The organism is Streptomyces sp. NPDC058401, assembly GCF_042722885.1.
GTDB lineage: Bacteria > Actinomycetota > Actinomycetes > Streptomycetales > Streptomycetaceae > Streptomyces.
This window is the reverse complement of sequence record NZ_JBHXKA010000063.1, coordinates 1-21005: the sequence shown is the minus strand read 5'-3', so window position 1 is coordinate 21005 and position 21005 is coordinate 1. Positions and strand designations below refer to the sequence as shown.

Sequence of the window (21005 nt, the reverse complement as noted above, 5' to 3'; positions counted from 1 at the left end):
GCGGCTATGCTGCGGCAGACGGCGCGCACACATGTACGCGCCACGCCGTGAAGGGGCGGTAGCTCAGCCGGTTAGAGCAGCGGACTCATAATCCGTCGGCCGTGGGTTCGAGTCCCACCCGCCCCACCACGGCAGGTTAGAAGAAACCTTCTGACCTGCGAGAGCGCCTTTTTTGCGGCCGTGGGATTCCCGCCGCAGTGTGGTGAATGTGAGGCGAAGGCTGCCTCGTGAGGGCCGTGGAAGCCTCTGAACCGGGGTTTCGTCAGCCCATCGGTGGGACGGATGGTGGTGTTGGGCCCACGTCCCCCCTCCCCCCCCCGGAGCTCTTTCCGGCCAAGACATCAGGTACGGGTGTGCCGTCGCGTGCCGTTGAACATGACGCGGAGCATGAGGACGAGGCTGAGGACGAGCAGGTTGTGGCCGAGGACCTCGTAGAGGCGGAGGGTCTCGGAGACGGCGGGGCGGGGCCGCCGGTGCTGGAGAGCAGGAGCGCGGCCATGATGCCCGTGGTGGCGGCCAGGACGGTGGTCAGGGCTCGTTGGAGGAGCCGTCCGACCGCGTGTTCGTCGTCCTTGTGGGAGAAGAGCCGGACGTTGAGGGTGAGCTTTCCCCTTTCGATGTCGGCCGTGACGCGTTCCGCCCGGCGGGGGATGCGTCGTAGGACGGGTGTTCAGGGCGGTCAGCTCGTTCGCTCATCTCTTCGGTGGCGGAGGCGCGGGACTCGTTCACGATGTTGAAGCCGGGGGCGAGGTGGCGTGCCATGAAGTGTCCGAGGGAGCGTTCGAGTGCCTCGCGCCGTCGATGGTGTCGGAGCGGTCCATGACGTCGAGGAAAGCGTCGCCCTGGGCTACAACCACGTGGCCCCGACCCTCAGCTCGATGACCCTGCTCCACACCGTCGCCGTCACCGGGCCGCCCCGACGGGCCCTGGTCACCGGGGCCGTCGTCATCGCCGGGGCCGTCGGCGCGAACTGGATCTCCGATGCCGGCGGCGCCCCGGCCACCCTGCGGATCTCCGGCTGGATCGCGGCCGTGGTCATGGCCGGCGTCTACGTCCGTGCCTACCGCCAGCGCGCCGAACGGGCCGAGCGGACACAGGAGGAGGTGGCCGCCCGCCGGGTCGCCGAGGAACGCCTGCGCATCGCCCGCGACCTGCACGACCTCCTCGCACACTCCATCACCCTGATCGGCGTCCAGACCTCCGTCGCCTCACACGTCCTGAACGTCGCCCCCGACCAGCTCGACCGCGCCGCCATCGCCGAAGCCCTCGACAACATCGCCGACACCTGCCGCACCGCACGCGCCGAGGTCCGCACCACCCTCGAAGTGCTCCGCCACGGCGAGAGCGCCGAGCGCGAAGAGCCGCTGGCGGACCTCGCCGCCCAGCCCGCGCTCGCCCGGCAGGCCGAACGCCCGCCTGATCCAGCGGACGGAGGGCGCCGTCATCCGCCCCGCCGTCGGTGCGGCCTTCTACCGCATCGCGCAGGAGACCCTGACCAACACCGCCCGGCACGGCGGACCCGAAGCCCGCGCCGAGATCACCCTCACCGCCCGGGACGGAAGCCTGCACCTGACCCTCACCGACAACGGCCGCCCCTCCACGGGTACCAGCGGCTCCCGCTTCGGCCTCGTCGGCATGGAGGAACGCGCCCGCAGCGTCGGCGATCCTGGCCGACGACCAGCACCTGGTCGGAAGCGCCTTCGCCATGCTCGTCACATCGGCCTCCGACATGGAGGTGGTCGCCGAGGCCGGCACCGGACAGGAAGCCGTGGAAGCGGCCCGGACCGTACCCGCCGACCTGATCGTCATGGACATCCGGATGCCGGAGACCCGGCTCATCGCCCAGGTCCTCAAGGCCCCGCCCACCCCGCCGGCCGGGCCCGGAACCGACGAGCTGTCCGGGCGCGAGCGAGAAGTCCTCACGCTCGTCGGCCGGGGAACGAACAACACCGAGATCGGTGAGGCGCTCGACCTCAGCCCCCTCACGGCGAAGAAGCACGTCTCGCGCGTCATGGCCAAACTCCACGCCCGAGACCGGCCTCAACTCGTCATCGCCGCCTACGAATCCGGCCTCGTGACTGCCCGGACCGACCCTCCCCGGAAGTCCCGAACCTGACCGCCTGACCGCCTGACCGCCTGACCGCCCTGCCGAACCGACACCACGCGAGCGGAAGGGCGCACGGGCGGAAACCGGCTCGGCTCGATCGTCCGCGTCACCGGCTCCGGCTTCGATCGTGCAGGAGCGACCTGATCTCTTCGTTCTGGCCCCTCGGCCATCGTTCGTGTGTCACGGTGGTGCAGTACTGCATTGGCTCTTGGGGTCCGGCCCGACGAACTGGACCAGACATTGGGGATGCCCCAGTCGCCCTTAGCCGATTACCTCTAGGGAGATGGCCCAGTCGCGCTGGCCCCGCGCCCTCTGAGTTCTGGTCGTCGGCAGAGCCTCAGCTGACCACACGTGTTTCGTGGTGGTCGAGCTGAGCGCTGCCACATGCCTGGTTCGATCACCACCTTTCAAGGAAGGTTGTTCGAACCGATGGATGCGGCCGTCATCTGGGTACTGGGTAGCGCAGGCGTTGTGAGCATCGCGCTCTTTGCCTCGAAGGGGTTGTTGGATCAGTTCTCGGACCTGCTCCGTTCTTGGCGCCGGATGCGTGATGCATGGCGGGGTCCGGATGGTGGGTCAACCCCGGACGGATCTGTCGAGGTGGGCGCTGTTGAAGCCGAGAACCTCACGAATGATCGGGCAGGGAAGCGATCAGGCCGCTCTTCGTAGGGCGGGCACGACAGTTGAGGCGGCGTCACCCCGGCAGCCTGCCGGCGGTGACGCCGGTCTCGGCTCGCTCGGGCGCGGACGGTCTCGGTAGTCGGCCGGGAACCCGGTGGGCCGGTGGTCAGTCCGGGCCGTTGTCGTCGAGTAGGCCCGACTGGTTGATCAGGAAGCCTGCCTGGAGTCTTGTCTTCGCGTTGAGGACGCGCATGACCTCCGAGATGCGGCGCTGGCACGTCCGTACCGAGATGCCCAGCTTCCGGGCTATGTGCTCGTCCGCCATTCCGTTGGCCAGCATCCGCAGAAGGCTCCGGTTGAGGCTGTCGGACAGGAGTTGCAGCTGTTCTCGGGACCGGCCCGCGTAGAGGGGTTCGGCGACTGCCCAGACCCGTTCGAAGCTGTCCAGGATGAAGGCCACCATGTGCTCTTCGCGGACCACCAGTGCGCCGCTGGGGGAGCCGGCGGCCAGGGAGATGACCGCGATGCGGCGGTCGTAGACGATGGCTCGGGGGAACGCGACGGAGCTGGTGCGGATTTCCGCACCGGCTGCCATGTTCTGCTCCGCGTACGCGTAGGTCTCCTGGTCGTAGCGGGACGTGTGGTGGTAGATCGTCCGCATGTGGACACCTCGTGACAGAACGTCGGCGTCCAGCTTCCGGGCGGCGACGAGCTCGGCCGGACGCCTTCGGCCGCCGGGCTGCGAGGTGACCAGTTCCTCGGTGCAGTCCGCCGCGAACTTCTGAAGTGTCCTGCGCACCGCGCTGAGATCGGAAAGGACCTCGACAGGTTCGAGGCGCTGGGTGTGACTTTCCATGCTGCGCAGGTACAGCGGCGTGAAGGCCTGCAACTCGGCGCGGATACGGTCGACTTGGCGCTGCTGGTCCATGAGGATCTGCTCCATGGCCCCGGTCAGCTGCGTGGCGGCGGAGTCCGGGTTAATCGGCATCAGCTCAGGACCGCCGTTTGGATCGGCCTGGAGCAGGTTGAGCGCCAGTAGTGCGGAGACCCCTTCATTCGCCTCCGCTTCGCTGACGCCCAGCTCGGACACCAGGCGGTCGGGGCTCATCCGAAGACGCTGCAGGGCGTGTTCGTAGATCCGTATGGCAACGCTCCGCGAAGCACCACTTATCTCCCACTCCGTCACGCTTCACACCCCTCATAGATACGTCAGGCAGGAACATGATCCCATCCTGACCTGCACGATCGTCCGGCGGTGCTGCATGATGAATCGAGCGGCATACGGGGTCTCGCTAGATAGCGATATAAGACCAAGCTGTCGGCTATCGAGGGGGAGATATGGATATGCGGAAATCAGCGGTTGGCCTTTTTTTTGGCTTCCTGGTAACAATTTCTACGTCGGTTCTGTGTGTCGGCAATTCGACAGCGAGTGAATCCGATGGTTCGGCCCACATTTCCTACGTTGCTGCCGGACCGGCGGGGGACCAAGGGTGGGGGTGAGCAGTCCTGGCCCGTAGGGCAGGTGGACGCTCCGATGGTGATTTGAAAGGCAAGCTCTCAATGTCAGTACAGACACTGGGATATCGGGAAGTGATAAAACTTCCTGGAATTCTTCACATGTTGGCGTCGGCCAGCCTCGCGCGTCTCGCAGGCCGAATATTCGTCTTCGCCATCATCCTTTTCACGCTCGACCGGTTCCAATCCGCTGAGATCGCAGGCTGGGCGGCATTCGCCTCAGTAGCCCCCGGACTGCTGATCAGCCCGGTCGCCGGCGCTCTGCTCGACCGAGTGGGAGCGGCCCGCTCCATCGCCCTGGACATCTCGCTCAGCGCCGCCACTCTCGGCGTCCTGGTGGCGACCTCCTTGATGGATGCGCTGAGCGTTCCGCTGCTCCTCGCCCTCATGGTCGTCTTCTCGTCCACGAACCCGCTCAGCGCGGCGGGCATTCGCGTGCTCCTGCCCCGGCTGGCCCCGGAACACGCGCTGGACCGGATCAACGCCATCGACATGAGCAGCTACTCCTGCATCGATGTGCTGGGACCGCTCCTGGGGGGTTTGCTCTACGCGGCCGTCGGCGGCGAGAACACCCTGCTGGTGGTAGCGGTGCTGTACGCGGGGGCCGTGGTGTCGATGTTGCCGATCGTGCGCCGGACGGCGAGCGACCCCGCACCGGCCGGCTCGGCGCAGACCGGACTGCTCCAGGCCTCCCTCGCGGGTCTGCTGTACGTGGTCAAGCACCGCACCCTGCGCGGACTGGCCATGTCGTACTCGCTCTACCAGGTGAGCTGGGGAGTCCTCGCGGTGGCGGTACCCGTCTTCGTCCGGGAACGGACGGCGGATCTCGCCCATGCCGACTCGATGAACGGGCTGCTCTGGTCCGTCGCGGGAGTGGCCGGCGCGTGCGGCGCGCTGCTGATCGGCCACCTGCGCACGGACGACCGGGAGCGGCGCTTCATCATCCTCGGGACGCTGGCGACTGCCATCGCGATCTTCCCGATCAGTGTTTCCGGCGGGCTCATCGGCCTCGGGGTCGGCATGGCTCTGGTCGGTCTGCTGGAGGGCGGTGTCAATGTCGGCGTGCTCTCGCTGCGCCACCGCCGCACCGATCCCGAGCAGCTCGGACGGGTCCTCGCGGTCTCGATCAGCCTCAACATGTCGGGACTCCCCGTGGGGTCGGCCATCGCCGGCATGCTCGTCGGTTCATCCGTCAACTCGGCGTTCCTCGTCGGTGGCGTGGCCGCGCTGCTCGCCGCCGTGAGTGCGCGCTTCCTCATACCCGAGGGATCGAAATCATGACCGGCTCCGTCCTGGCGTTCGAGGAAGAGGGGCGTGGGCAGCGGCTGGTCTGCATGCCCGGTGGCCCCGGCTTTCCTCCCGCATACATGAACGGGCTGCGCGAGATGTCGGGCAGCCGGACGTTCACCCTGCTCCACCCCCGGGGCACCGGGCACTCGGAGGCCCCCGCGGACCGGGACGCCTACCGCATGGAGGACTACGTCGCCGACATCGAGCTGACGCGTAGTCGACTCGGTGTCGAGCGGCTGGACCTGCTCGGGCACTCGCACGGCGGCGTGGTCGCCGCGCACTACGCGGCCGCCCATCCCGACCGGGTGAACGCGCTGATCCTGCTCAACACCCCGGCCTACGGAGGTCCCCGGGCCGAGGAGCGGGCCGCCGAGTTCTTCGCGTCCCGTGCGGGCGATCCGAGCGTCGCGGAGGCTCTGGCCGCGCTGCACAAGCCGGACGACGACGCCTTCTCCTCTCCCAGGGAGCTGGGGCTGCGGATCGCCGAGATCCTCCCGCTCTGGCTGGCCCGGCCCGCTGAGGCCGGCCCCGACTGGGCGGCGCTGAGCGACGGGCTGACCGTCAATCCCGACTCCCTGCTCTTCTTCAACGAAGAGGTCTTTCCCTCCCTGGACCTCGCCCGGATCGCCGGGTCGATCGCGTGCCCGACGCTCGTCCTCACGGGAGACCTCGACCCGTACGCAGGACCCGAGCATGCGAACGAACTCGCGGCGCTGATCCCGCACGTCCGGGTGCAGGTGCTCCCCGGGGTGGGTCACATGTCCCAGGTGGACGCGCCCCGGCCGGTGCACCGCGCCGTACTGAACTTCCTCGACACCCTTGATGACACACCCGAAAGGACCCAGTCGTGAGCACAGAGGCTGAGTGGCAGGAGCAGGACTCCGGCGACTTCATCACCTACGGCGAGTACTTCGTCCCCGAGCGGCAGACCCAGATGGACGTGGTCGCCTCGGTCGTCCGAGCACCGGAGGGGCCCGCCGAGATCCTCGATCTCTGCTGTGGTCAGGGGCGCCTGAGCGGCACGCTGCTGAAGTCCTTCCCCTCGGTCACGGTGACCGGTCTCGACATCAGCCCGGCGATGCTCTCCACGGCCGCGGGGGAGCTGTCCCAGTACGGTGAGCGCTTCCGCACCGAGCAGTTCGACCTGCCCGCAGCCGACTGGCGCAAGCGGGACGTGGCCCCGTACACGGTGGTGTCCTCGCTCGCCATCCACCACCTGGACGGGCCGGGCAAGCAGGCGCTCTTCGACGACGTGTACGCGATGCTCCGTCCGGGCGGCGCCTTCGTCGTGATCGACCTGGTCGAGCCGGCGGGCGAGCTCGGTCTCGAACTGGCCCGCCGGATGTGGGACGAGGCCGTCGAGGAGCAGGTGGTCCGGGCCACCGGCGACACGGAGATCCACCGCAAGTTCCGCGAACTGGAGTGGAACGGCTACGAGTTCCCCGACCCGCTGGACCAGCCGTCCTCCCTGGTCGATCAGCTGGACTGGATGCGTGCGGCCGGATTCGCCCAGGTCGACGTGTACTGGCTGAAGGCCGGTCACGCCATCTTCGGCGGCGTCAAGAGCGAGCAGTGAGGAGCAACCGATGAGTCGTGACTATCCCCTCGTCATCTTCGCCAACCTGGTCAACGAGCTGATGGTGACGGTCCCCGTCGTCCGCCACTCCGGCGCACTGGTGGCCGTGTCCCCCCGCAAGGTGTGGCTGAGCCGGCCGGGCGACGTCGTGGTCACCCCGGCGACCGCTCCCGAGCCGCTGTGGGAGTACGCCTGCGAACTGCTCGGCTTCGAGCGCTCCGAGATCACCTCGGTGGTGGCCCTCACCGATGATCTGGTGCCGCTGGCCCAGGCCGTCCGTCGCAACGGCCTCGTCGAGCAGCTGAAGACGCTCGCCGCGGAGCGCCCGGGCATCCGCCTGCTGCCCTTCGCCCAGGACCGGCCGACGGCCGATCTCGCCGCCGAGCTGGGTCTCCCGGTCGACGGCTACGAGGACGGTGTGCAGCCCGAGGAGGCGCTGGCCGCCGCCTATCGGATCAACACCAAGCCGGGGTTCAGGGAGCTGGCGGCAGAGCTCGGCATCCGTACGGCCGAAGGCCTGTCGTGCACCACCCCGGAGGAGCTCCTGGAGTCGGTCAGGAGCATCCTCACCCGCAAGGGCGGAGCGGTGGTCAAGCCCGCGCGCGGCTCCAACGGGTACGGCGTCCTGTTCCTCGGCTCCGAAGACCTCCCCGTGCTCCAGCAGCGGCTCGCCGAGTACCTGCCCACCGTGAGTGAGCAGCCGGCCGGCTGGATCGTCGAGGAGAAGCTCTCCTTCGCACGTGTGGTGACCGTCGAGATGGCCACCGACGAGGCCGGGCCGCACGTGCTGCACGTCGGTGAGATGCGCACCCCCAACGGGAGCTTCAGCGGGCAGATCACGCCGCTGCAGGAGGAATCGCCCGCGGTCGACGAGCTGGTGGCCAACGGGCTGACGCTCGGGAGCCACCTGCACGCGGCCGGATACCGCGGCGCCTTCGACATCGACGGGGGCATCACCGCGGACGGTGTGCTGTACACGACCGAGAGCAACGTCCGGCGCACCGGTTCCACCTACCTGGACCTCCTGGTCCAGCGTCTGCTGGGGACCGAGCGGGCGGCGCGGGCCGTCTGGATGGCCGACTCGCGCCCGGGAGGCATCGAGCCGGACTTCAAGACCGGCCTCGAGCTGGTCCGGGAGGCAGGTCTTGCCTTCGAACGCGGCGGTGACAGCGGTGTGGTCCTGACCGCGGACACCCTCGCGTACGACGGGAAGTGGCGGTACCTGGTCATCGCGCAGACGTACGAGCAGGCGGAGGACATCGAGTCCCGGCTCTCGGCCACGCTCCAGCTCCGGTGACCCCGTGCTGACCAGTGGTATCGACATCCATGCAAGCTCCACGCACAACGTGGGCCTGTTCGCCACCGAGCCCATACCCGCCGGCACCGCCGTCTGGCTGCCGTGTCCCAAGTGCTCCACCTGGTCGGGTGCGGAGCTCGCCGCGATCCCGTCCGAGCGGTACGGACCGCTCGACAAGTACGGCCACATGCTGGTGGACGGTGCGATGCTCCTGCCGTGTCTGGGGGCATTCCTGATGAACCACTCGTGCGAGGCGAACGTCCTGGACCTCGGACTCGACTTCGGTGTCGCCGTCAAGGACATAGCGGTGGGCGAAGAAGTGACCTGTGACTACGCCACCTTCACCGAGGACCCGGGCTGGCGCATGCAGTGCCACTGCCCGAGCACCGCGTGCCGGGGCGAGATCACCACCGAGCAGGGACACGACCCGGGTGTGCGGGAGACCTGGCGGACCCGGATCGAGCCCGTCCTGCCCTTGATGGCCTTGGTTCCCCAGCCCCTGCACGACGTGCTCGACGAGGTCAGCGTCCCCTACGCGCGCATTCTGCGCGGGGCGAGTGGGCTTGACGAGGTGGCCACCGGCGCGAACGTCTGCGCGCCGTCGTTCCGCGCCCTCTGACCCACCGGACGTCCTCCAACTGCCTCGGCGTCGGCTGCTGTGCAGGCCCCCCGAAACACGGCCGCCGCCGAGGTGCCCGGAACTCCGTATCAAGAGGAACCCATGCCGACGAACCCCAAGCAGCCCTACACCTATGAGTACCGCGAACCCGTCGAACCGGATTGGCGCCGCTTCCCGGGCTGGCGCGACGTCACCGACGAGCAGTGGGCCTCGGCCCAGTGGCAGCGTGCGCACTGCGTGAAGAACGTCCGCCAGCTGCGGAACATCCTCGGCGGTCTGCTCGCCGACAGGTTCTACGAGGACCTCGAGCGCGATCAGCGCGAGTTCGCCACGATGTCCCTCCTGCTCACCCCGCAGATGTTGAACACCATGGCGCCGCACGCCGATACCGGCGCCGGAGCCGATCTCACGGACGCGTTCTACGAGGATCCGGTGCGGATCTACATGCTCCCCGTCCACTCCGACCGGCGCGTCGACTTCCCGTCCCACCCCTACGCCGAGCGGGACTCGCTCCACGAACGCGACATGTGGGCCACCGAGGGCCTGACGCACCGCTACCCGACCAAGGTGCTCGCGGAGCTCGTCTCCACCTGCCCCCAGTACTGCGGTCACTGCACCCGCATGGACCTCGTGGGAACGTCGACGCCGCAGGTGCAGAAGCTGCGTTTCGAGGCCAGGCCGGCGGACCGGCTCGAGGCGATGCTCGCGTACCTGCGCACGCACCCCACGGTCCGCGACGTGGTCGTCTCGGGGGGCGACGTGGCCAACGTGCCGTGGCCGCGCCTGGAGGCCTTCGTCGCTTCGCTCCTGGAGATCGAGTCGATCCGGGACGTGCGGCTGGCGAGCAAGGCCCTGATCGGCCTCCCCCAGTACTGGGCTTCGGACGAAGTCGTCTCAGGGATAGCCCGCCTGAGCACCACGGCCCGCAGCCGGGGCGTCCAACTCGCCCTGCACACGCATGCCAACGCGGCGCAGCAGATCACTCCGGCGGTGAGCCGGGCCACGGCGGCCCTGCTGGACGCCGGGTTGCGCGACGTACGCAACCAGGCGGTCCTGCTCCACGGGGTCAACGACACCCCGGAGCGCCTCCTGGACCTCTGCTTCGGCCTGCTCGACGGCGCCGGAATCATGCCCTACTACTTCTACATGTGCGACATGATCCCGTTCAGTGAGCACTGGCGGACCTCGGTCGCAGCGGCGCAGGAACTGCAGCACGCGATCATGGGCTACCTGCCCGGCTTCGCCACTCCCAGGATCGTCTGTGACGTGCCCTTCGTGGGCAAGAGGTGGGTTCACCAGATCGCGGAGTACGACCGGACCCGCGGCATCTCGTACTGGTCGAAGAACTACCTGACGGCGCTCGACGGCGACGACAAGTCGGCACTGGACCGCACGCACGAGTACTACGACCCGATCCACACGCTGCCTCCCGAGGGGCGGGAGTGGTGGAAGTCGCATCTTCCCGATTCGCACGCCGGGATCCCCATCCTGCCCATGGCCCGCTGAGCGCGCGCCCAGCCGCGCCCCGCCGCGCCCCGCCGCGCCCCGCCGCGCCCGGCCGTGCTCGGCCGCGCCGGGACGCCGTTGCGCCACCGCTCTCCCGTGAAGGACTTCGTCATGCAGAAGCTGATCGTCACCGCGACTCCGCCCACCCCCAACGGTGACCTGCACCTGGGGCACTTCTCCGGCCCCTACCTGGCGGCGGACGTGTTCGCCCGTCACCAGGCCCGCCGCGGCACCGAGGTCGCGCACCTCACCGGAATCGACGACCACCAGAGCTACACCGAATCCCGTGCCGTCCGCGAGGGCAAGACGGCCGAGGACGTCGCCGAACACTTCGGCAACCGCATCGAGCAGGCCTGGGCGGACGCCGGAGTGGCCTACGACTTCGTCGCCCGGCCGCGCCGCTCCCCGCACCACGTGGACTTCACGCGCAGCGTCTTCTCGGCCCTGTACGAGAACGGCACGATCGTCCGGCGCACGCGGCCGCTGCCGTACTGCGTACCGTGCGACCGCTGGGCGTACGAGGCCTACGTGGTCGGAACCTGCCCGCACTGCGGTGTCCGGGCCTGCGGCAACGCCTGCGAGGTCTGCGGGAAGCCGAACGACTGCGCGGACCTCGCCGACCCGGAGTGCACCATCTGCGGCGAGGCCTGCGAACTGCGGCCCTGCGAGCGGCTGTACATGCCGCTGGAGCCGTTCCGAGGCGAGCTGGCGGCCTACTGGGACACCGTCCTGATGGACGGACACCTCACCGCGCTCTGCCACCAGATGGCTGCGGAGGGTCTGCCGGAGATCGCCGTCTCGCACCCGGCGGACTGGGGGATCGAGGTCCCCACCGAAGGCTTCGAAGGCCATCGGATCTACGTCTGGTTCGAGATGGCGGCCGGCTACCTCGCGGCCACGTCGGAGTTCCTCGGGGCGCAGCGCCCGGACGTGTGGACCGAGGAGAGCCGGGTGGTGCAGTTCTTCGGCTTCGACAACGGCTACTTCCACGCGGTGCTCTTCCCCGCGATCATGCGGTCGTTCCGCGCGGACGCGAAGCTGCCCGAGGCGCTGATATCCAACGAGTTCTACCGGCTGGACGGCCTGAAGTTCTCGACGAGCCGACAGCACGCGATCTGGATGCTCGATGCGCTGCCGGACGTACCGGCCGACCACCTCCGGATCCACCTCTCCTGTGACCGGCCCGCCACTCACCAGACCAGCTTCACCTGGCGCGGCTTCGCCGACCGGCTGGGCGGCGACCTGCTTCCCCGCTGGTCCGACTGGCTGCGCCGGCTCACGGACGGCTCCGAGGCGGCCGCCGCGATCGAGCAGACCGTTCCGGCAGCCCCGTACGCGGCTGCGGACCGGCTGCTGGAACTGGCGGGCGAGACCCTCCGGCGGGTCGACCGGGCCTACGCGGCGGCCACCTTCGCGCCGCGCGATGCCGTCTGGTCACTGGACCTGCTGGTCGATGCGGCAGTCGAGTTCGGCCATGGCAACGCACACCTGCGCGACGTACCGGAGCTGCACGGACGCTTCGTGCGCGGGGTCGAAGCGCAGCTGGCGGTCGCGGCGGTGTTCGCCGCCGCCCTCTACCCGGTCGCTCCCGCGATGGCCCAGCAGCTCTGGTCCGCCCTGGGGCTGGCGGGGACGGTGGAGAGCGCCGACTGGGACGCGCTGCCCGGCCACCCGGCGGGTCCGCTCAAGGTGGGCAACCTGGTCGACGCCTGCTCCCTGTTCGTCTTCCGGGGAACCGCCGGTGGGAACTGACTTAGCGCCGGACCCCGCCGTGCCACTGAGGTCACGGCCCGCCGCCTGTGCCAGGCGCCCACCAGGAGAGACAGCACACCGTGCCCGCTGACAGTTCAGGGCTCGGACCACTGACGCGAACGATGAGAGGCACACCGATGGACCAGGTCGATTTGCTAGGTATCGGACTGGGTCCGGCCAACCTGAGCCTGGCGGCGCTCGCCGAGTCGGCCGGCTCACTGCGGACGAGCTTCTTGGAGTCGAAGCCGGAATTCCGCTGGCACAGCGGCATCATGCTGCCGAGCGCCCAACTCCAGGTCTCCTACCTCAAGGACCTGGTCACCCTGGTCGACCCCACCAGCAGGTTCTCCTTCCTGAACTACCTCGCGCACAACGGCCGCATCTTCCGCTCCCTGGTGGCCAACGGCACCAGCTGCTCGCGGCAGGAGTTCGAGGACTACTACCGGTGGGCCGCGGGCCAGCTGTCGAGCGTGCGCTGGAACTCCGAGGTCCGCGAGGTGTCCGTACGAGGGGACAGCTTCGAGGTCGCGACCGCCGACGGAACGGTGACGAGGACCCGCAACCTGGTCCTCGGCTCCGGACGCAAGCCGTCGGTCCCGAGCTTCGCCCAGCCCCTGGTCGGGCGGAGCATCCTGCACGGAAGCGACATCCTGCGGGCCAATCCGGAGACCAAGGGCAAGAAGGTCCTGGTGGTCGGCGCGGGCCAGAGCGGCGCCGAGATCGTCAACTACTTGCTGACCGACGGCGGTCTGCCGTCGTCGCTGACCTGGATATCGAGTCGCGTCGGGTTCCTTCCCATCGACGACTCGCCCTTCACCAACGAGTGGTTCGCGCCTCCGTACGTCGACTACTTCCAGGGTCTGACCGGGGACCGGCGCGCGGAGCTGCTGTCGCACCAGCGGCTCGCCAGCGACGGGATCTCCGAATCGCTGCTGCGGAGCATCTACCGCCGGCTCTACGACCTGGACCTGGCCCGGTCGGGGCTGCGCCACCAACTGCTCACCTCACGGCGCATGGTCGACCTCGCCCCGGACGGTGACCGGTACACCAGCACGCTGCACGACGCGGACGGCAACCGCCTGGAACGCTGCGACGCGGACGTGGTCATCTTCTGCACGGGATACAGCAGCGCGGCCCCCGCCTACCTGGAACCCCTGCGCCAGCGGCTCCTCAACAGACAGGGCGAGTTCGAGGTGCAGGGGGACTACTCGCTGTCCTGGGACGGTCCGCCCGGACTCCGCGTGTACGTCCAGAACGCGGCCGAGGCGACGCACGGCATCGCGGACCCCAATCTCAGCCTCGCTTCGTGGCGGAGCGCGAGGATCCTCAACTCCGTCCTGGGCGAGGACCTCTACCGCCTGGACAGGGTCACCTCGACGGTCACCTGGGAGTCCGTGCCCGACCGGGACCGGGACGGCGATCTGATCGCGCCCTGACCCCTCGTCCGTCCGCAAGAGATTTCCCATCACCTCTCACCAGAGTTCGGGGGCACCCATGTCAGTACCCAGAAGAGTGATATTCGAGTTGCCGGAGGTCATGCCCTCCGGGATGGTGGTCGAGGAAGTGGCGGCGCTGCCCGGACCGGGGCGGCCGGACTGGCCCTTCAAGGCCTCCCGCTTCCTCGTACCGCCGGGCGCCACCAGCGAGCCGGACCACCACGAGGTGGCCGAGCTGTGGATGGTCCGCGCAGGCACCGGCATCGTCCTCTCGGAGGACAAGAAGACCGAGATCGGCCCGGGGGACTCGGTGTTCTTCCCGCCCTGGACCCACCACCACGTGGTCAGTACGGGTGCCGGCCCACTGGAGGTCTTCAGCCTGTGGTGGCCGGAGGCACTGTCGTGAGTGCGGATCTGGTCGTCGTGGGCGCCGGGATCATCGGAGCGTTCGTCGCGCACGAAGCGAGCCTGCGACACCCGGACTGGGACATCCTCGTGCTCGAACGCGGTGCCGTCGGAGGCGGTACGACCGCATGGTCCGCCGGCGCGAGCTTTCCGATCGTTCCGACCACCGCCCACCGAGAGCTGGTACGGCAGAGCAAGGAACGCTTCGCCACCCTTGAGGACACCGCGGCCGGTGCGTTCCAGCGACCGGTGCCGATGATCTACCTCACCCACCGCGACCGGATCGCCTCCTTCCAGGCGAGGCTCGCCGTGCCGTTGCGCGGGCTCGACAAGGCCGAACGCGAGCGGTTGGACGAGCTGTTCCCGGACCTTCGGGTCGGGGCCGACGAGAGATTCGTGACGCACGACGGCGACGGGTCCGTCGTGCAGGCCCGCCCGATGGCCGAGGCCGTGCTGACGGCGGCCATGGCCCGGGGTTCCGTTCGAGTGCAGACCTGCCAGCGGGTCGGCGCCGTCTCCCGGCTGGCCGACGGCTACCAGGTGACCACCGACCACGCCGAGTGGCACGCCCGCAAGGCGGTCCTGGCCGTCGGTCCCTGGGACCTGCCCACCGTCGACGCCGCACCCGAATGGGGTCTCCTCGGAGGGGAGGGCGCACGGCGCAAGCGTGTCGCGGCGCTCCACAGCACCCTTCCCGTCCGGCGGGGGGATCCGCTCGTCTACTTCCTGGACGACGACCTCTTCGTGCTGCCCCTGGCGGACGGCGCCGCGCTCGTCAGCTTCCGCAGCGAGACCTGGGACCTGTCTCCCGGGCAGGTCGACGGCTCGGCGGACGAGGACGACCTGCGCGACGGTACGGCAGCGCTGGCGGCCCGGAGCGCGGTCGCCGCGGCTTCCGTCGTCGGGGGGCGGGCCTTCTGCGACCTCTACACCCACGACCGGCTTCCCCTGGTCCGCGTCTCGCCGGCGGCACCCGGGCTGGCGGCGGTCGTCGGAGGTTCCGGCTCCGGCGTCCGGCTGTCCCCGGGACTCGCGGCCCAGGCGCTGGACGCCATCACCACAACGGCCCGCCGGGCCGTTCCGACGGGTTGAGAAGCCATCCGTGAGGCACTCCCATGACTGTTGAAACGATCAAGAACTGGCGCGAGCTGAATCCCCTCGGCTGGTCCGGTCTCGTCACCGACGAGGACCTCTTCACCTCCCCGGAATGGCTGCGGATCGAGGAGGAACCGGTCGGTCCCTGGCACAGCAAGGACCGGGCGTACCTTGCCGCGGTGGGCCCGCGGGGAGCCGAGGCGGGGCTGATCGCCCTGCTCTTCGACGAGTCGGTGACGGAACCGCTGTGCCGGACGGACCTGTACGTGGCCGGCCTGGACCCGGCCCTCGACCAGGACGCACTGAGCCGGGACCTGCTGCCCTGCGTCATGGCGGGAGGCTGGTTCAACTCGCGGGTCCTGCTCGCTCCGGGGCTGTCCGGCGGTGCCCGGCGGCAGGCCGTGGAGTCGCTCGTCGCCGCCGCCGAGGACTTCGCCGCGGACTCCTCGGCGGGCTCGATCGCCTTCAGCTGCGTGGGCGCACAGCAGCACGAGCTCCGGAGCGTCCTCACCGACGCCGGCTACCTCGCGCTTCCCACCGGGCCCCGGCACGTGATGTCCGTCGGCTGGGACGAGTACGCGGGCTATCTGGGATCCCTGCGCTCCCGCCAGCGGCTCAGGGTCCGCAAGGAGCACCAGCGGATCCTGGACTCCGACGTCTCCACGCGCGTGGAGCGGATGGACGGGTCCAACGTGGCGGACGTCGCGAGACTCGCTCGCGCCGTGGAGGGCAAGTACGAGATGGACGCCACGAGCGACCAGCTGGAGGAGTGGTTCCGGGCGATCGCCGCCGCCCCTATTCCCAACGTGCTGTTCACTGCCGACCGCAAGGGCGCCCGCTGCGCGTCCACGCTCTGGCTGAGCCGGGGCCGGCACCTCTACGGCTTCCACAGCGGAGCGGACTACGAGCTGTCCGACGGCCTGCCCACGTACTTCGAGACGGCCTACCGGATGCCGATGGACTACGCCTGCGCCTCGGCCGGATCCATCGGGGTCCTCGAGTACGGGGTCGATTCCGACCGCGCCAAGCTCAACCGCGGTTCCACGGCCCTGGACCAGTACGTCTATCTCAAGGCGACCAGCCCCGAGGTGCAGCGGCGCCTCGAAGCCGGTCTCACCCGGTCATCCACGGTCACCGGCTGATCCGCCTCCGCGGACCCTCCGCGGACCCTCCGGGTACGTGACCGAAACAGCAAGGAGTGTGTGGGGGAACATGACAGTGATGGCAACATCCGCAACGCCCGGGCAGGGCGTCGCCGAGCACGTTCTGTACCTGGGATGGCAGGCCGAGGCGGCGGATGCCCTGACGGTCCACGGGGCCGAGGTCACCTGTGTGGTCACGGTCGAGGACGCCGGCGCGGCCCGCGAGCACGGCTTCGCCGGCGGCCTGGTCGTCGTCAAGGATCCGACCTCCGCGGAGGAGGTGCTGGCCGGTCTGTTCCGCGCCGGCGTCGATCCGGCGGGCCTGTCCCGCGTGGCCAGTGAGGAGGAGTTCGCGCTGGTCACGGTCGGGGCCATCGCCGCGACCCTCGGGGCACGCAGCATGTCCGTGCCGACCGCGCTGGCGCTGCGCGACAAGTTCGTACAGAAGCGCCTGCTCCGGGAGGCCGGCCTGCGCGTGGCCCGGTGCGCCGTTGCCGAGACCCTGGCGCTGTGTTCCGCGACGGACATCGGCTTTCCCCTGGTGGTCAAGCCGATCGCCGGCGGAGGCGCCCGCTCCACCTACGCCCTCACGTCGCAGGACGACCTGGACCGGCTGACGCAGGAGACGCCCGCCGCCGAACAGAACGGCCCCTGGCTGGTCGAGGAGTTCATGGCCGGTGTCGAGCTGCACGTGGACGGCGTGGTGCGGGAAGGGGAGGTGATCTTCCTGAGCGTGTGCCGCTACCTGCAGAACCTCATCGGCATCCGGGACGGCGGTCTGGTCGGCTCCGTCGTCCTGCCGCCCGCCGGGCACGCACCGCTCTACGCAGCGGTCGAACGGCTGACCGCCTCCGCACTGGCGGCCCTCGCGCACCACGAGGGCGTCTTCCACCTGGAGTTCTTCCAGCAGGACGAGTCCCTGGTGTTCAGCGAGTGCGCGGGCAGGATCGGCGGCGGACTCATTCGTGAGATGCACGCGTTCAGCTCCGGGCTCGACCTCTACGACGAGTGGGCGCGCGCCGTCCTGGGCGTGCCCAGCGGCGTCCGGTCGCGGCACCCGTTCTCGAACGCCTCGTACGGCTGGGTCAACCTCCCCGTTCCGGCCGGGCGCATCGAGTACCTGCCCGGGGTGGACGACCTCATGGAGCAGCCGGGTGTGGTGCTGGCCCAGGTCTCGGGAAAGGCCGGCGAACCGGTTCCGGACCTCACCTCGGGCTCCCACATCCGAGTGGCCCGGCTCGCCGCCCACGGGGAGGACGCCGAAGGAGCGGACGCACGGCTCAGAGAGCTCGCCGCATGGTTCCCCACCCGGGCCCGGGTGGCCACGGCAGAAGGGATCACCCGATGAGTTCCGCCGGAGACGTTCTGGTGCTGTCCAAGCGGGAGGCGGGCGGAGTCGGGCTGATCGGTACCCAGCTCAGGAGGCTGGGACTGCGTCCCGTCCTGGTGTCCGCACTGCCCGACGACCGCTACCGCGCGTACTGCGACGAGCACGTCCTCCTCGACTGGGACACCGAATCCCTGGAGGACCTGCTCCTGCGGCTCAAGGAGCGCGGGATCGAGCCGGTGGCCGTGGTCAACCTCGTGGAACCGCTGATCCCTTGGCAGATAGCACTCGCCGAGCAGTTCGGGCTGCCGGGGGCGAGCTCCGGCCTGGCCGTCTTGCTGAGCAAGCTGCTGGTGCGTCGGCAGATGCGCGAGTCCGGGCTCTCCCCGATGCGCTTCACCGGCGGGCCGGCGGCGCGGCTCACGGAGGACGAACTCGCGGAGGGCGGGCCCACGTTCTTTCCGGCGATCGCCAAACCCTCCCAGGATTCCGGGGGGTCCCGATGGGTCCGACGGGTCGATTCGCCGGAGGAACTGGCCGCCTACCAGAGGGAACTGACGGAGGCCGGCCTCAGTGCGATGGAGATCGTGGTGGAGGAGTACCTGGAGGGGACCGAGTTCTCGGTGGACGGTCCGGTGCTCCGGGGCGGCTTCACTCCGCTGTTCGTCGTGGAGAAGCCCTTCCACGACGAACAGCGCCACCACGACTCGGGCATTCGCGTGTCGCCACCGCAGAACGCGCGGGTCGCAGCTGCCGTAGGGGCCTTCGGGCCGGTCCTGGACGCCCTCTGCACGGACCTGGGCCTGGACCGGTGCTGGCTGCACGTCGAGGGCCGGGTCCTGCGGGACGGCACGGTCGGCCTGATCGAAATCAATCCGCGTCCGGGCGGCGGCATGTACCAGTCCGCGACCATCCGCACCTGCGGGATCGACCCGGTCGGAACGGCGGTCCTGATGGCCCTGCCGGGGTTCGACCCCGGCACGCTGGGATCGGTCCGCAGGAGCACGGAGACGGTCGGGCTGCTGGACATCGAGACGACCCGCACGGGCCGCGTCAGGGTGGAGACGCCCGAGGCGGAGCTCAAGGCGCTCCCCGGGGTCCTCGACTGCTACCTCGACGAGGACGATTTCACCTCGGCCCATGAAGAGAACTTCTTCGCCGGGTTCCTGCTCGGCGGGGAGGACCTTCCGGAGCTCCAGGAGGCCGAACGACGGGTACGGGCGACTCTGCGGTACACCGTCGAGTAGGGCCCGAACCGCTCGGCCGCGGCACGGCTGCTGCAGCACGCAGTCCGATCCGGCACGCACACCAACTCCGGAGCCAACTCCAACGCAGCGTCCGAAGGGGCCGCCCCATGACGACCACCATCCTGAGTACCCCCCAGGCGCAGCCCGGGAAGCAGGAACCGACCGGGTACGAGACCCCGAAGCCCCTCCGGCTGGACGAGCTGCACGGCTCCCTGTCCGACCCGGTACTGGGCTCGATGACCCTGCTCAACGAGATCGCCGGCCGCTACCCCGAAGCGGTCTCCTTCGCGGCGGGACGTCCGTACGAGAAGTTCTACGACCCCGCCCAACTGCACCTCTACCTGGAGCTGTTCACCCGCCACCTGGAGGAGGACCTGGGCCGGACACCGGAACAGGTCCGCACGGCCCTCTTCCAGTACGGGCACACCAAGGGCTTGCTGACCGACCTGCTCGTCCAGAACCTCGCGGTGGACGAGGGCATCACCGCCGACCCCGAGTCGATCGTGGTCACCACCGGCTGCCAGGAGGCGATGATCCTCCTGCTGCGCGCCCTGCGCACGGACGACCGCGATGTCATCCTGGCCCCCGCCCCCACCTATGTGGGGTTCCTCGGGGCCGCCCGGCTGATGGACATGCCGGTACGCCCGGTGCGGGAGGGCGCGGGAGGCATCGACGTCGACGACCTCGTCACCCAGATCCGGCGAGCCCGGGCGGAGGGGCTACGGCCGCGCGCCTGCTACGTGGTGCCGGACTTCGCCAACCCCAGCGGGCTGAGCATGAGCCTGGCCGACCGGGAGCGGCTGCTGGAGGTCGCCGCCGCGGAATCCGTCCTCCTCATCGAGGACAATCCGTACTCCCTCTTCAACGCCGACGGGCGGCGGCTGCCCACCCTCAAGTCCCTGGACCGGCGCCGGAGCGTCGTCTACGTCGGCTCGTTCGCCAAGACGGCCTTTCCCGGCGCCCGCGTCGGCTACGTCGTCGCCGACCAGCTCGTCGAGGGGGTGACCAGCGGGGAGGGCCCCCTCCTCGCCGATCAGCTCGCCAAGCTGAAGAGCATGCTGACGCTGAACACCTCGACCATCTCGCAAGCCGTCATCGGCGGCAAACTCCTGGCGAACGAGGGAAGCATGGCCTCCGCCACCCGGCGCGAAGCCGAGGTGTACGCCCGCAATCTACGGACCCTGCTCGACGGCCTGCACCGCCACTTCCCCGCGCCCGGAGCGCAGGTCACCTGGAACATCCCGGGCGGCGGAATGTTCGCGGTGCTCACCCTGCCCTTCGAGGCCGACGACGCGATGCTCGAATACTCCGCGGCCCGCTTCGGGGTGCTGTGGACGCCGATGCGGCACTTCTACGCCGGGGTCGGCGGCACGCACCAGATCCGGCTGTCCTTCAGCGTCCTGGACTCCGAACGGATCGACCTGGGCCTGGCCCGACTTGCCGCACTCGTTCACGATCGCACCACCAAGAGATGAGCGCCACGATGACCGCCAACCGCCTGTTCACCTCGGAGTCCGTGACCGAGGGGCACCCCGACAAGATCGCCGACCAGATCAGCGACACCATCCTCGACGCCCTGCTGCGGGAGGACCCGCACTCGCGCGTCGCCGTGGAGACGCTGATCACCACCGGTCTCGTCCACATTGCGGGAGAGGTGACGACGAAGGCGTACGCGCCGATCGCGCAGCTCGTCCGCGACAAGATCCTCGAGATCGGCTACGACTCCTCGAAGAAGGGCTTCGACGGTGCTTCCTGCGGCGTGTCGGTGTCCATCGGCGCGCAGTCCCCGGACATCGCGCAGGGCGTCGACACCGCGTACGAGAAGCGGGTCGAGGGTGCCGCCGCAGGTGAGGAAGGCGACGAGCTCGACAAGCAGGGTGCCGGCGACCAGGGCCTGATGTTCGGCTACGCCTGCGACGAGACGCCCGAGCTCATGCCGCTCCCGATCCACATCGCGCACCGTCTCTCCAAGCGCCTGTCCGAGGTCCGCAAGAACGGGACCATCCCGTACCTGCGTCCCGACGGCAAGACCCAGGTGACCATCGAGTACGACGGTGACAAGGCCGTCCG

General features: G+C 69.4%; 19 protein-coding genes, 1 tRNA gene and 1 pseudogene. 18 read left to right on the top strand and 3 right to left on the bottom strand.

The genetic code is table 11. The features are described 5' to 3' along the window. Window positions 1-52: 52 nt before the first annotated feature. Window positions 53-129: transfer RNA gene (locus ACFWNV_RS22975), tRNA-Ile, on the top strand. 718 nt (window positions 130-847) lie between these two features. On the opposite strand, the gene ACFWNV_RS22970 is transcribed toward ACFWNV_RS22975, so the two are convergent. Then, entirely contained in the window at window positions 848-1039 is a 192-nt protein-coding gene (locus ACFWNV_RS22970) for a hypothetical protein (protein WP_383950154.1), read from the bottom strand. Between ACFWNV_RS22970 and ACFWNV_RS22965 the strand changes: the two are divergent. After that, window positions 1038-1280 (top strand): annotated as a pseudogene (locus ACFWNV_RS22965) (histidine kinase); the annotation flags it as partial. The gene ACFWNV_RS22970 and the pseudogene ACFWNV_RS22965 overlap by 2 nt on opposite strands. On the opposite strand, the gene ACFWNV_RS22960 reads toward ACFWNV_RS22965, so the two are convergent. Further along, window positions 1209-1445, bottom strand: a complete 237-nt coding sequence (locus ACFWNV_RS22960) for a hypothetical protein (protein ID WP_383950151.1) — start codon at window positions 1443-1445, stop codon at window positions 1209-1211. The pseudogene ACFWNV_RS22965 and the gene ACFWNV_RS22960 sit on opposite strands and share 72 nt — an antisense overlap. Window positions 1446-1663: 218 nt before the next feature. Here ACFWNV_RS22960 and ACFWNV_RS22955 point away from each other — a divergent pair, with 218 nt between their 5' ends. Continuing rightward, window positions 1664-2116 (top strand): response regulator transcription factor, encoded by a 453-nt coding sequence (locus ACFWNV_RS22955; protein ID WP_383950149.1) that lies wholly within the window; start codon window positions 1664-1666, stop codon window positions 2114-2116. Between the two features lie 778 nt (window positions 2117-2894). Here ACFWNV_RS22955 and ACFWNV_RS22950 read toward each other — a convergent pair. Next, window positions 2895-3836 (bottom strand): LuxR C-terminal-related transcriptional regulator, encoded by a 942-nt coding sequence (locus ACFWNV_RS22950; RefSeq protein WP_383950095.1) that lies wholly within the window; start codon window positions 3834-3836, stop codon window positions 2895-2897. A gap of 509 nt (window positions 3837-4345) precedes the next feature. Here ACFWNV_RS22950 and ACFWNV_RS22945 point away from each other — a divergent pair. From ACFWNV_RS22945 to ACFWNV_RS22875, 15 genes are all read left to right on the top strand, one after another. After that, window positions 4346-5524 carry an MFS transporter gene (locus ACFWNV_RS22945; RefSeq protein ID WP_383950093.1) on the top strand — a complete coding sequence of 393 codons (1179 nt, stop codon included), beginning with the start codon at window positions 4346-4348 and terminating at the stop codon, window positions 5522-5524. After that, complete coding sequence (locus ACFWNV_RS22940; protein WP_383950090.1) at window positions 5521-6384, top strand: alpha/beta hydrolase; 864 nt, start codon at window positions 5521-5523, stop codon at window positions 6382-6384. Before ACFWNV_RS22945 ends, ACFWNV_RS22940 begins: the two co-directional genes overlap by 4 nt. Then, complete coding sequence (locus tag ACFWNV_RS22935; protein WP_383950087.1) at window positions 6381-7109, top strand: class I SAM-dependent methyltransferase; 729 nt, start codon at window positions 6381-6383, stop codon at window positions 7107-7109. Before ACFWNV_RS22940 ends, ACFWNV_RS22935 begins: the two co-directional genes overlap by 4 nt. A 10-nt stretch (window positions 7110-7119) precedes the next feature. After that, the gene (locus ACFWNV_RS22930) at window positions 7120-8406 is read left to right on the top strand and encodes a peptide ligase PGM1-related protein (RefSeq protein WP_383950084.1); all 1287 of its coding nucleotides are present in this window, start codon (window positions 7120-7122) and stop codon (window positions 8404-8406) included. A gap of 4 nt (window positions 8407-8410) precedes the next feature. Then, the gene (locus ACFWNV_RS22925; RefSeq protein ID WP_383950081.1) at window positions 8411-9025 is read left to right on the top strand and encodes an SET domain-containing protein; all 615 of its coding nucleotides are present in this window, start codon (window positions 8411-8413) and stop codon (window positions 9023-9025) included. 102 nt (window positions 9026-9127) lie between these two features. Beyond that, on the top strand, window positions 9128-10531 hold the full coding sequence (locus ACFWNV_RS22920) for a KamA family radical SAM protein (protein WP_383950078.1): 1404 nt from the start codon (window positions 9128-9130) through the stop codon (window positions 10529-10531). Window positions 10532-10642: 111 nt separating this feature from the next. Continuing rightward, window positions 10643-12283, top strand: a complete 1641-nt coding sequence (locus ACFWNV_RS22915) for a methionine--tRNA ligase (RefSeq protein WP_383950075.1) — start codon at window positions 10643-10645, stop codon at window positions 12281-12283. Window positions 12284-12420: 137 nt separating this feature from the next. Further along, window positions 12421-13719, top strand: a complete 1299-nt coding sequence (locus ACFWNV_RS22910) for a lysine N(6)-hydroxylase/L-ornithine N(5)-oxygenase family protein (protein WP_383950073.1) — start codon at window positions 12421-12423, stop codon at window positions 13717-13719. A 58-nt stretch (window positions 13720-13777) separates the two neighbouring features. After that, on the top strand, window positions 13778-14125 hold the full coding sequence (locus tag ACFWNV_RS22905) for a cupin domain-containing protein (protein ID WP_383950070.1): 348 nt from the start codon (window positions 13778-13780) through the stop codon (window positions 14123-14125). Continuing rightward, the gene (locus ACFWNV_RS22900; RefSeq protein ID WP_383950067.1) at window positions 14122-15216 is read left to right on the top strand and encodes an NAD(P)/FAD-dependent oxidoreductase; all 1095 of its coding nucleotides are present in this window, start codon (window positions 14122-14124) and stop codon (window positions 15214-15216) included. Before ACFWNV_RS22905 ends, ACFWNV_RS22900 begins: the two co-directional genes overlap by 4 nt. 23 nt (window positions 15217-15239) lie before the next feature. Then, a complete protein-coding gene (locus ACFWNV_RS22895) occupies window positions 15240-16361 on the top strand; it encodes a peptidogalycan biosysnthesis protein (protein ID WP_383950064.1) in 1122 nt (373 codons plus the stop codon). A gap of 79 nt (window positions 16362-16440) precedes the next feature. Further along, entirely contained in the window at window positions 16441-17709 is a 1269-nt protein-coding gene (locus tag ACFWNV_RS22890) for an ATP-grasp domain-containing protein (protein WP_383950061.1), read from the top strand. Then, window positions 17706-18935: an acetyl-CoA carboxylase biotin carboxylase subunit family protein gene (locus tag ACFWNV_RS22885; RefSeq protein WP_383950058.1), complete on the top strand. Its 1230-nt coding sequence runs from the start codon at window positions 17706-17708 to the stop codon at window positions 18933-18935. Before ACFWNV_RS22890 ends, ACFWNV_RS22885 begins: the two co-directional genes overlap by 4 nt. A 107-nt stretch (window positions 18936-19042) precedes the next feature. Further along, window positions 19043-20410: a PLP-dependent aminotransferase family protein gene (locus ACFWNV_RS22880; protein ID WP_383950055.1), complete on the top strand. Its 1368-nt coding sequence runs from the start codon at window positions 19043-19045 to the stop codon at window positions 20408-20410. Beyond that, window positions 20407-21005, top strand: a 599-nt coding sequence (locus tag ACFWNV_RS22875) for an S-adenosylmethionine synthetase N-terminal domain-containing protein (protein ID WP_383950052.1), incomplete at its 3' end; no start/stop codon positions are given. The genes ACFWNV_RS22880 and ACFWNV_RS22875, both read left to right, overlap by 4 nt.

Excerpts from the sequence above, each read along its gene's own strand:
- ACFWNV_RS22945 (WP_383950093.1), top strand. The coding sequence starts at position 4,346 with ATGTTGGCGTCGGCCAGCCTCGCGCGTCTCGCAGGCCGAATATTCGTC.
- ACFWNV_RS22940 (WP_383950090.1), top strand. The coding sequence starts at position 5,521 with ATGACCGGCTCCGTCCTGGCGTTCGAGGAAGAGGGGCGTGGGCAGCGG.
- ACFWNV_RS22895 (WP_383950064.1), top strand. The coding sequence starts at position 15,240 with ATGACTGTTGAAACGATCAAGAACTGGCGCGAGCTGAATCCCCTCGGC.
- ACFWNV_RS22960 (WP_383950151.1), bottom strand. The coding sequence starts at position 1,445 with ATGACGGCGCCCTCCGTCCGCTGGATCAGGCGGGCGTTCGGCCTGCCG.
- ACFWNV_RS22915 (WP_383950075.1), top strand. The coding sequence starts at position 10,643 with ATGCAGAAGCTGATCGTCACCGCGACTCCGCCCACCCCCAACGGTGAC.
- ACFWNV_RS22885 (WP_383950058.1), top strand. The coding sequence starts at position 17,706 with ATGAGTTCCGCCGGAGACGTTCTGGTGCTGTCCAAGCGGGAGGCGGGC.
- ACFWNV_RS22880 (WP_383950055.1), top strand. The coding sequence starts at position 19,043 with ATGACGACCACCATCCTGAGTACCCCCCAGGCGCAGCCCGGGAAGCAG.
- ACFWNV_RS22930 (WP_383950084.1), top strand. The coding sequence starts at position 7,120 with ATGAGTCGTGACTATCCCCTCGTCATCTTCGCCAACCTGGTCAACGAG.
- ACFWNV_RS22905 (WP_383950070.1), top strand. The coding sequence starts at position 13,778 with ATGTCAGTACCCAGAAGAGTGATATTCGAGTTGCCGGAGGTCATGCCC.
- ACFWNV_RS22950 (WP_383950095.1), bottom strand. The coding sequence starts at position 3,836 with ATGAGCCCCGACCGCCTGGTGTCCGAGCTGGGCGTCAGCGAAGCGGAG.
- ACFWNV_RS22910 (WP_383950073.1), top strand. The coding sequence starts at position 12,421 with ATGGACCAGGTCGATTTGCTAGGTATCGGACTGGGTCCGGCCAACCTG.
- ACFWNV_RS22890 (WP_383950061.1), top strand. The coding sequence starts at position 16,441 with ATGGCAACATCCGCAACGCCCGGGCAGGGCGTCGCCGAGCACGTTCTG.
- ACFWNV_RS22920 (WP_383950078.1), top strand. The coding sequence starts at position 9,128 with ATGCCGACGAACCCCAAGCAGCCCTACACCTATGAGTACCGCGAACCC.
- ACFWNV_RS22970 (WP_383950154.1), bottom strand. The coding sequence starts at position 1,039 with ATGACCACGGCCGCGATCCAGCCGGAGATCCGCAGGGTGGCCGGGGCG.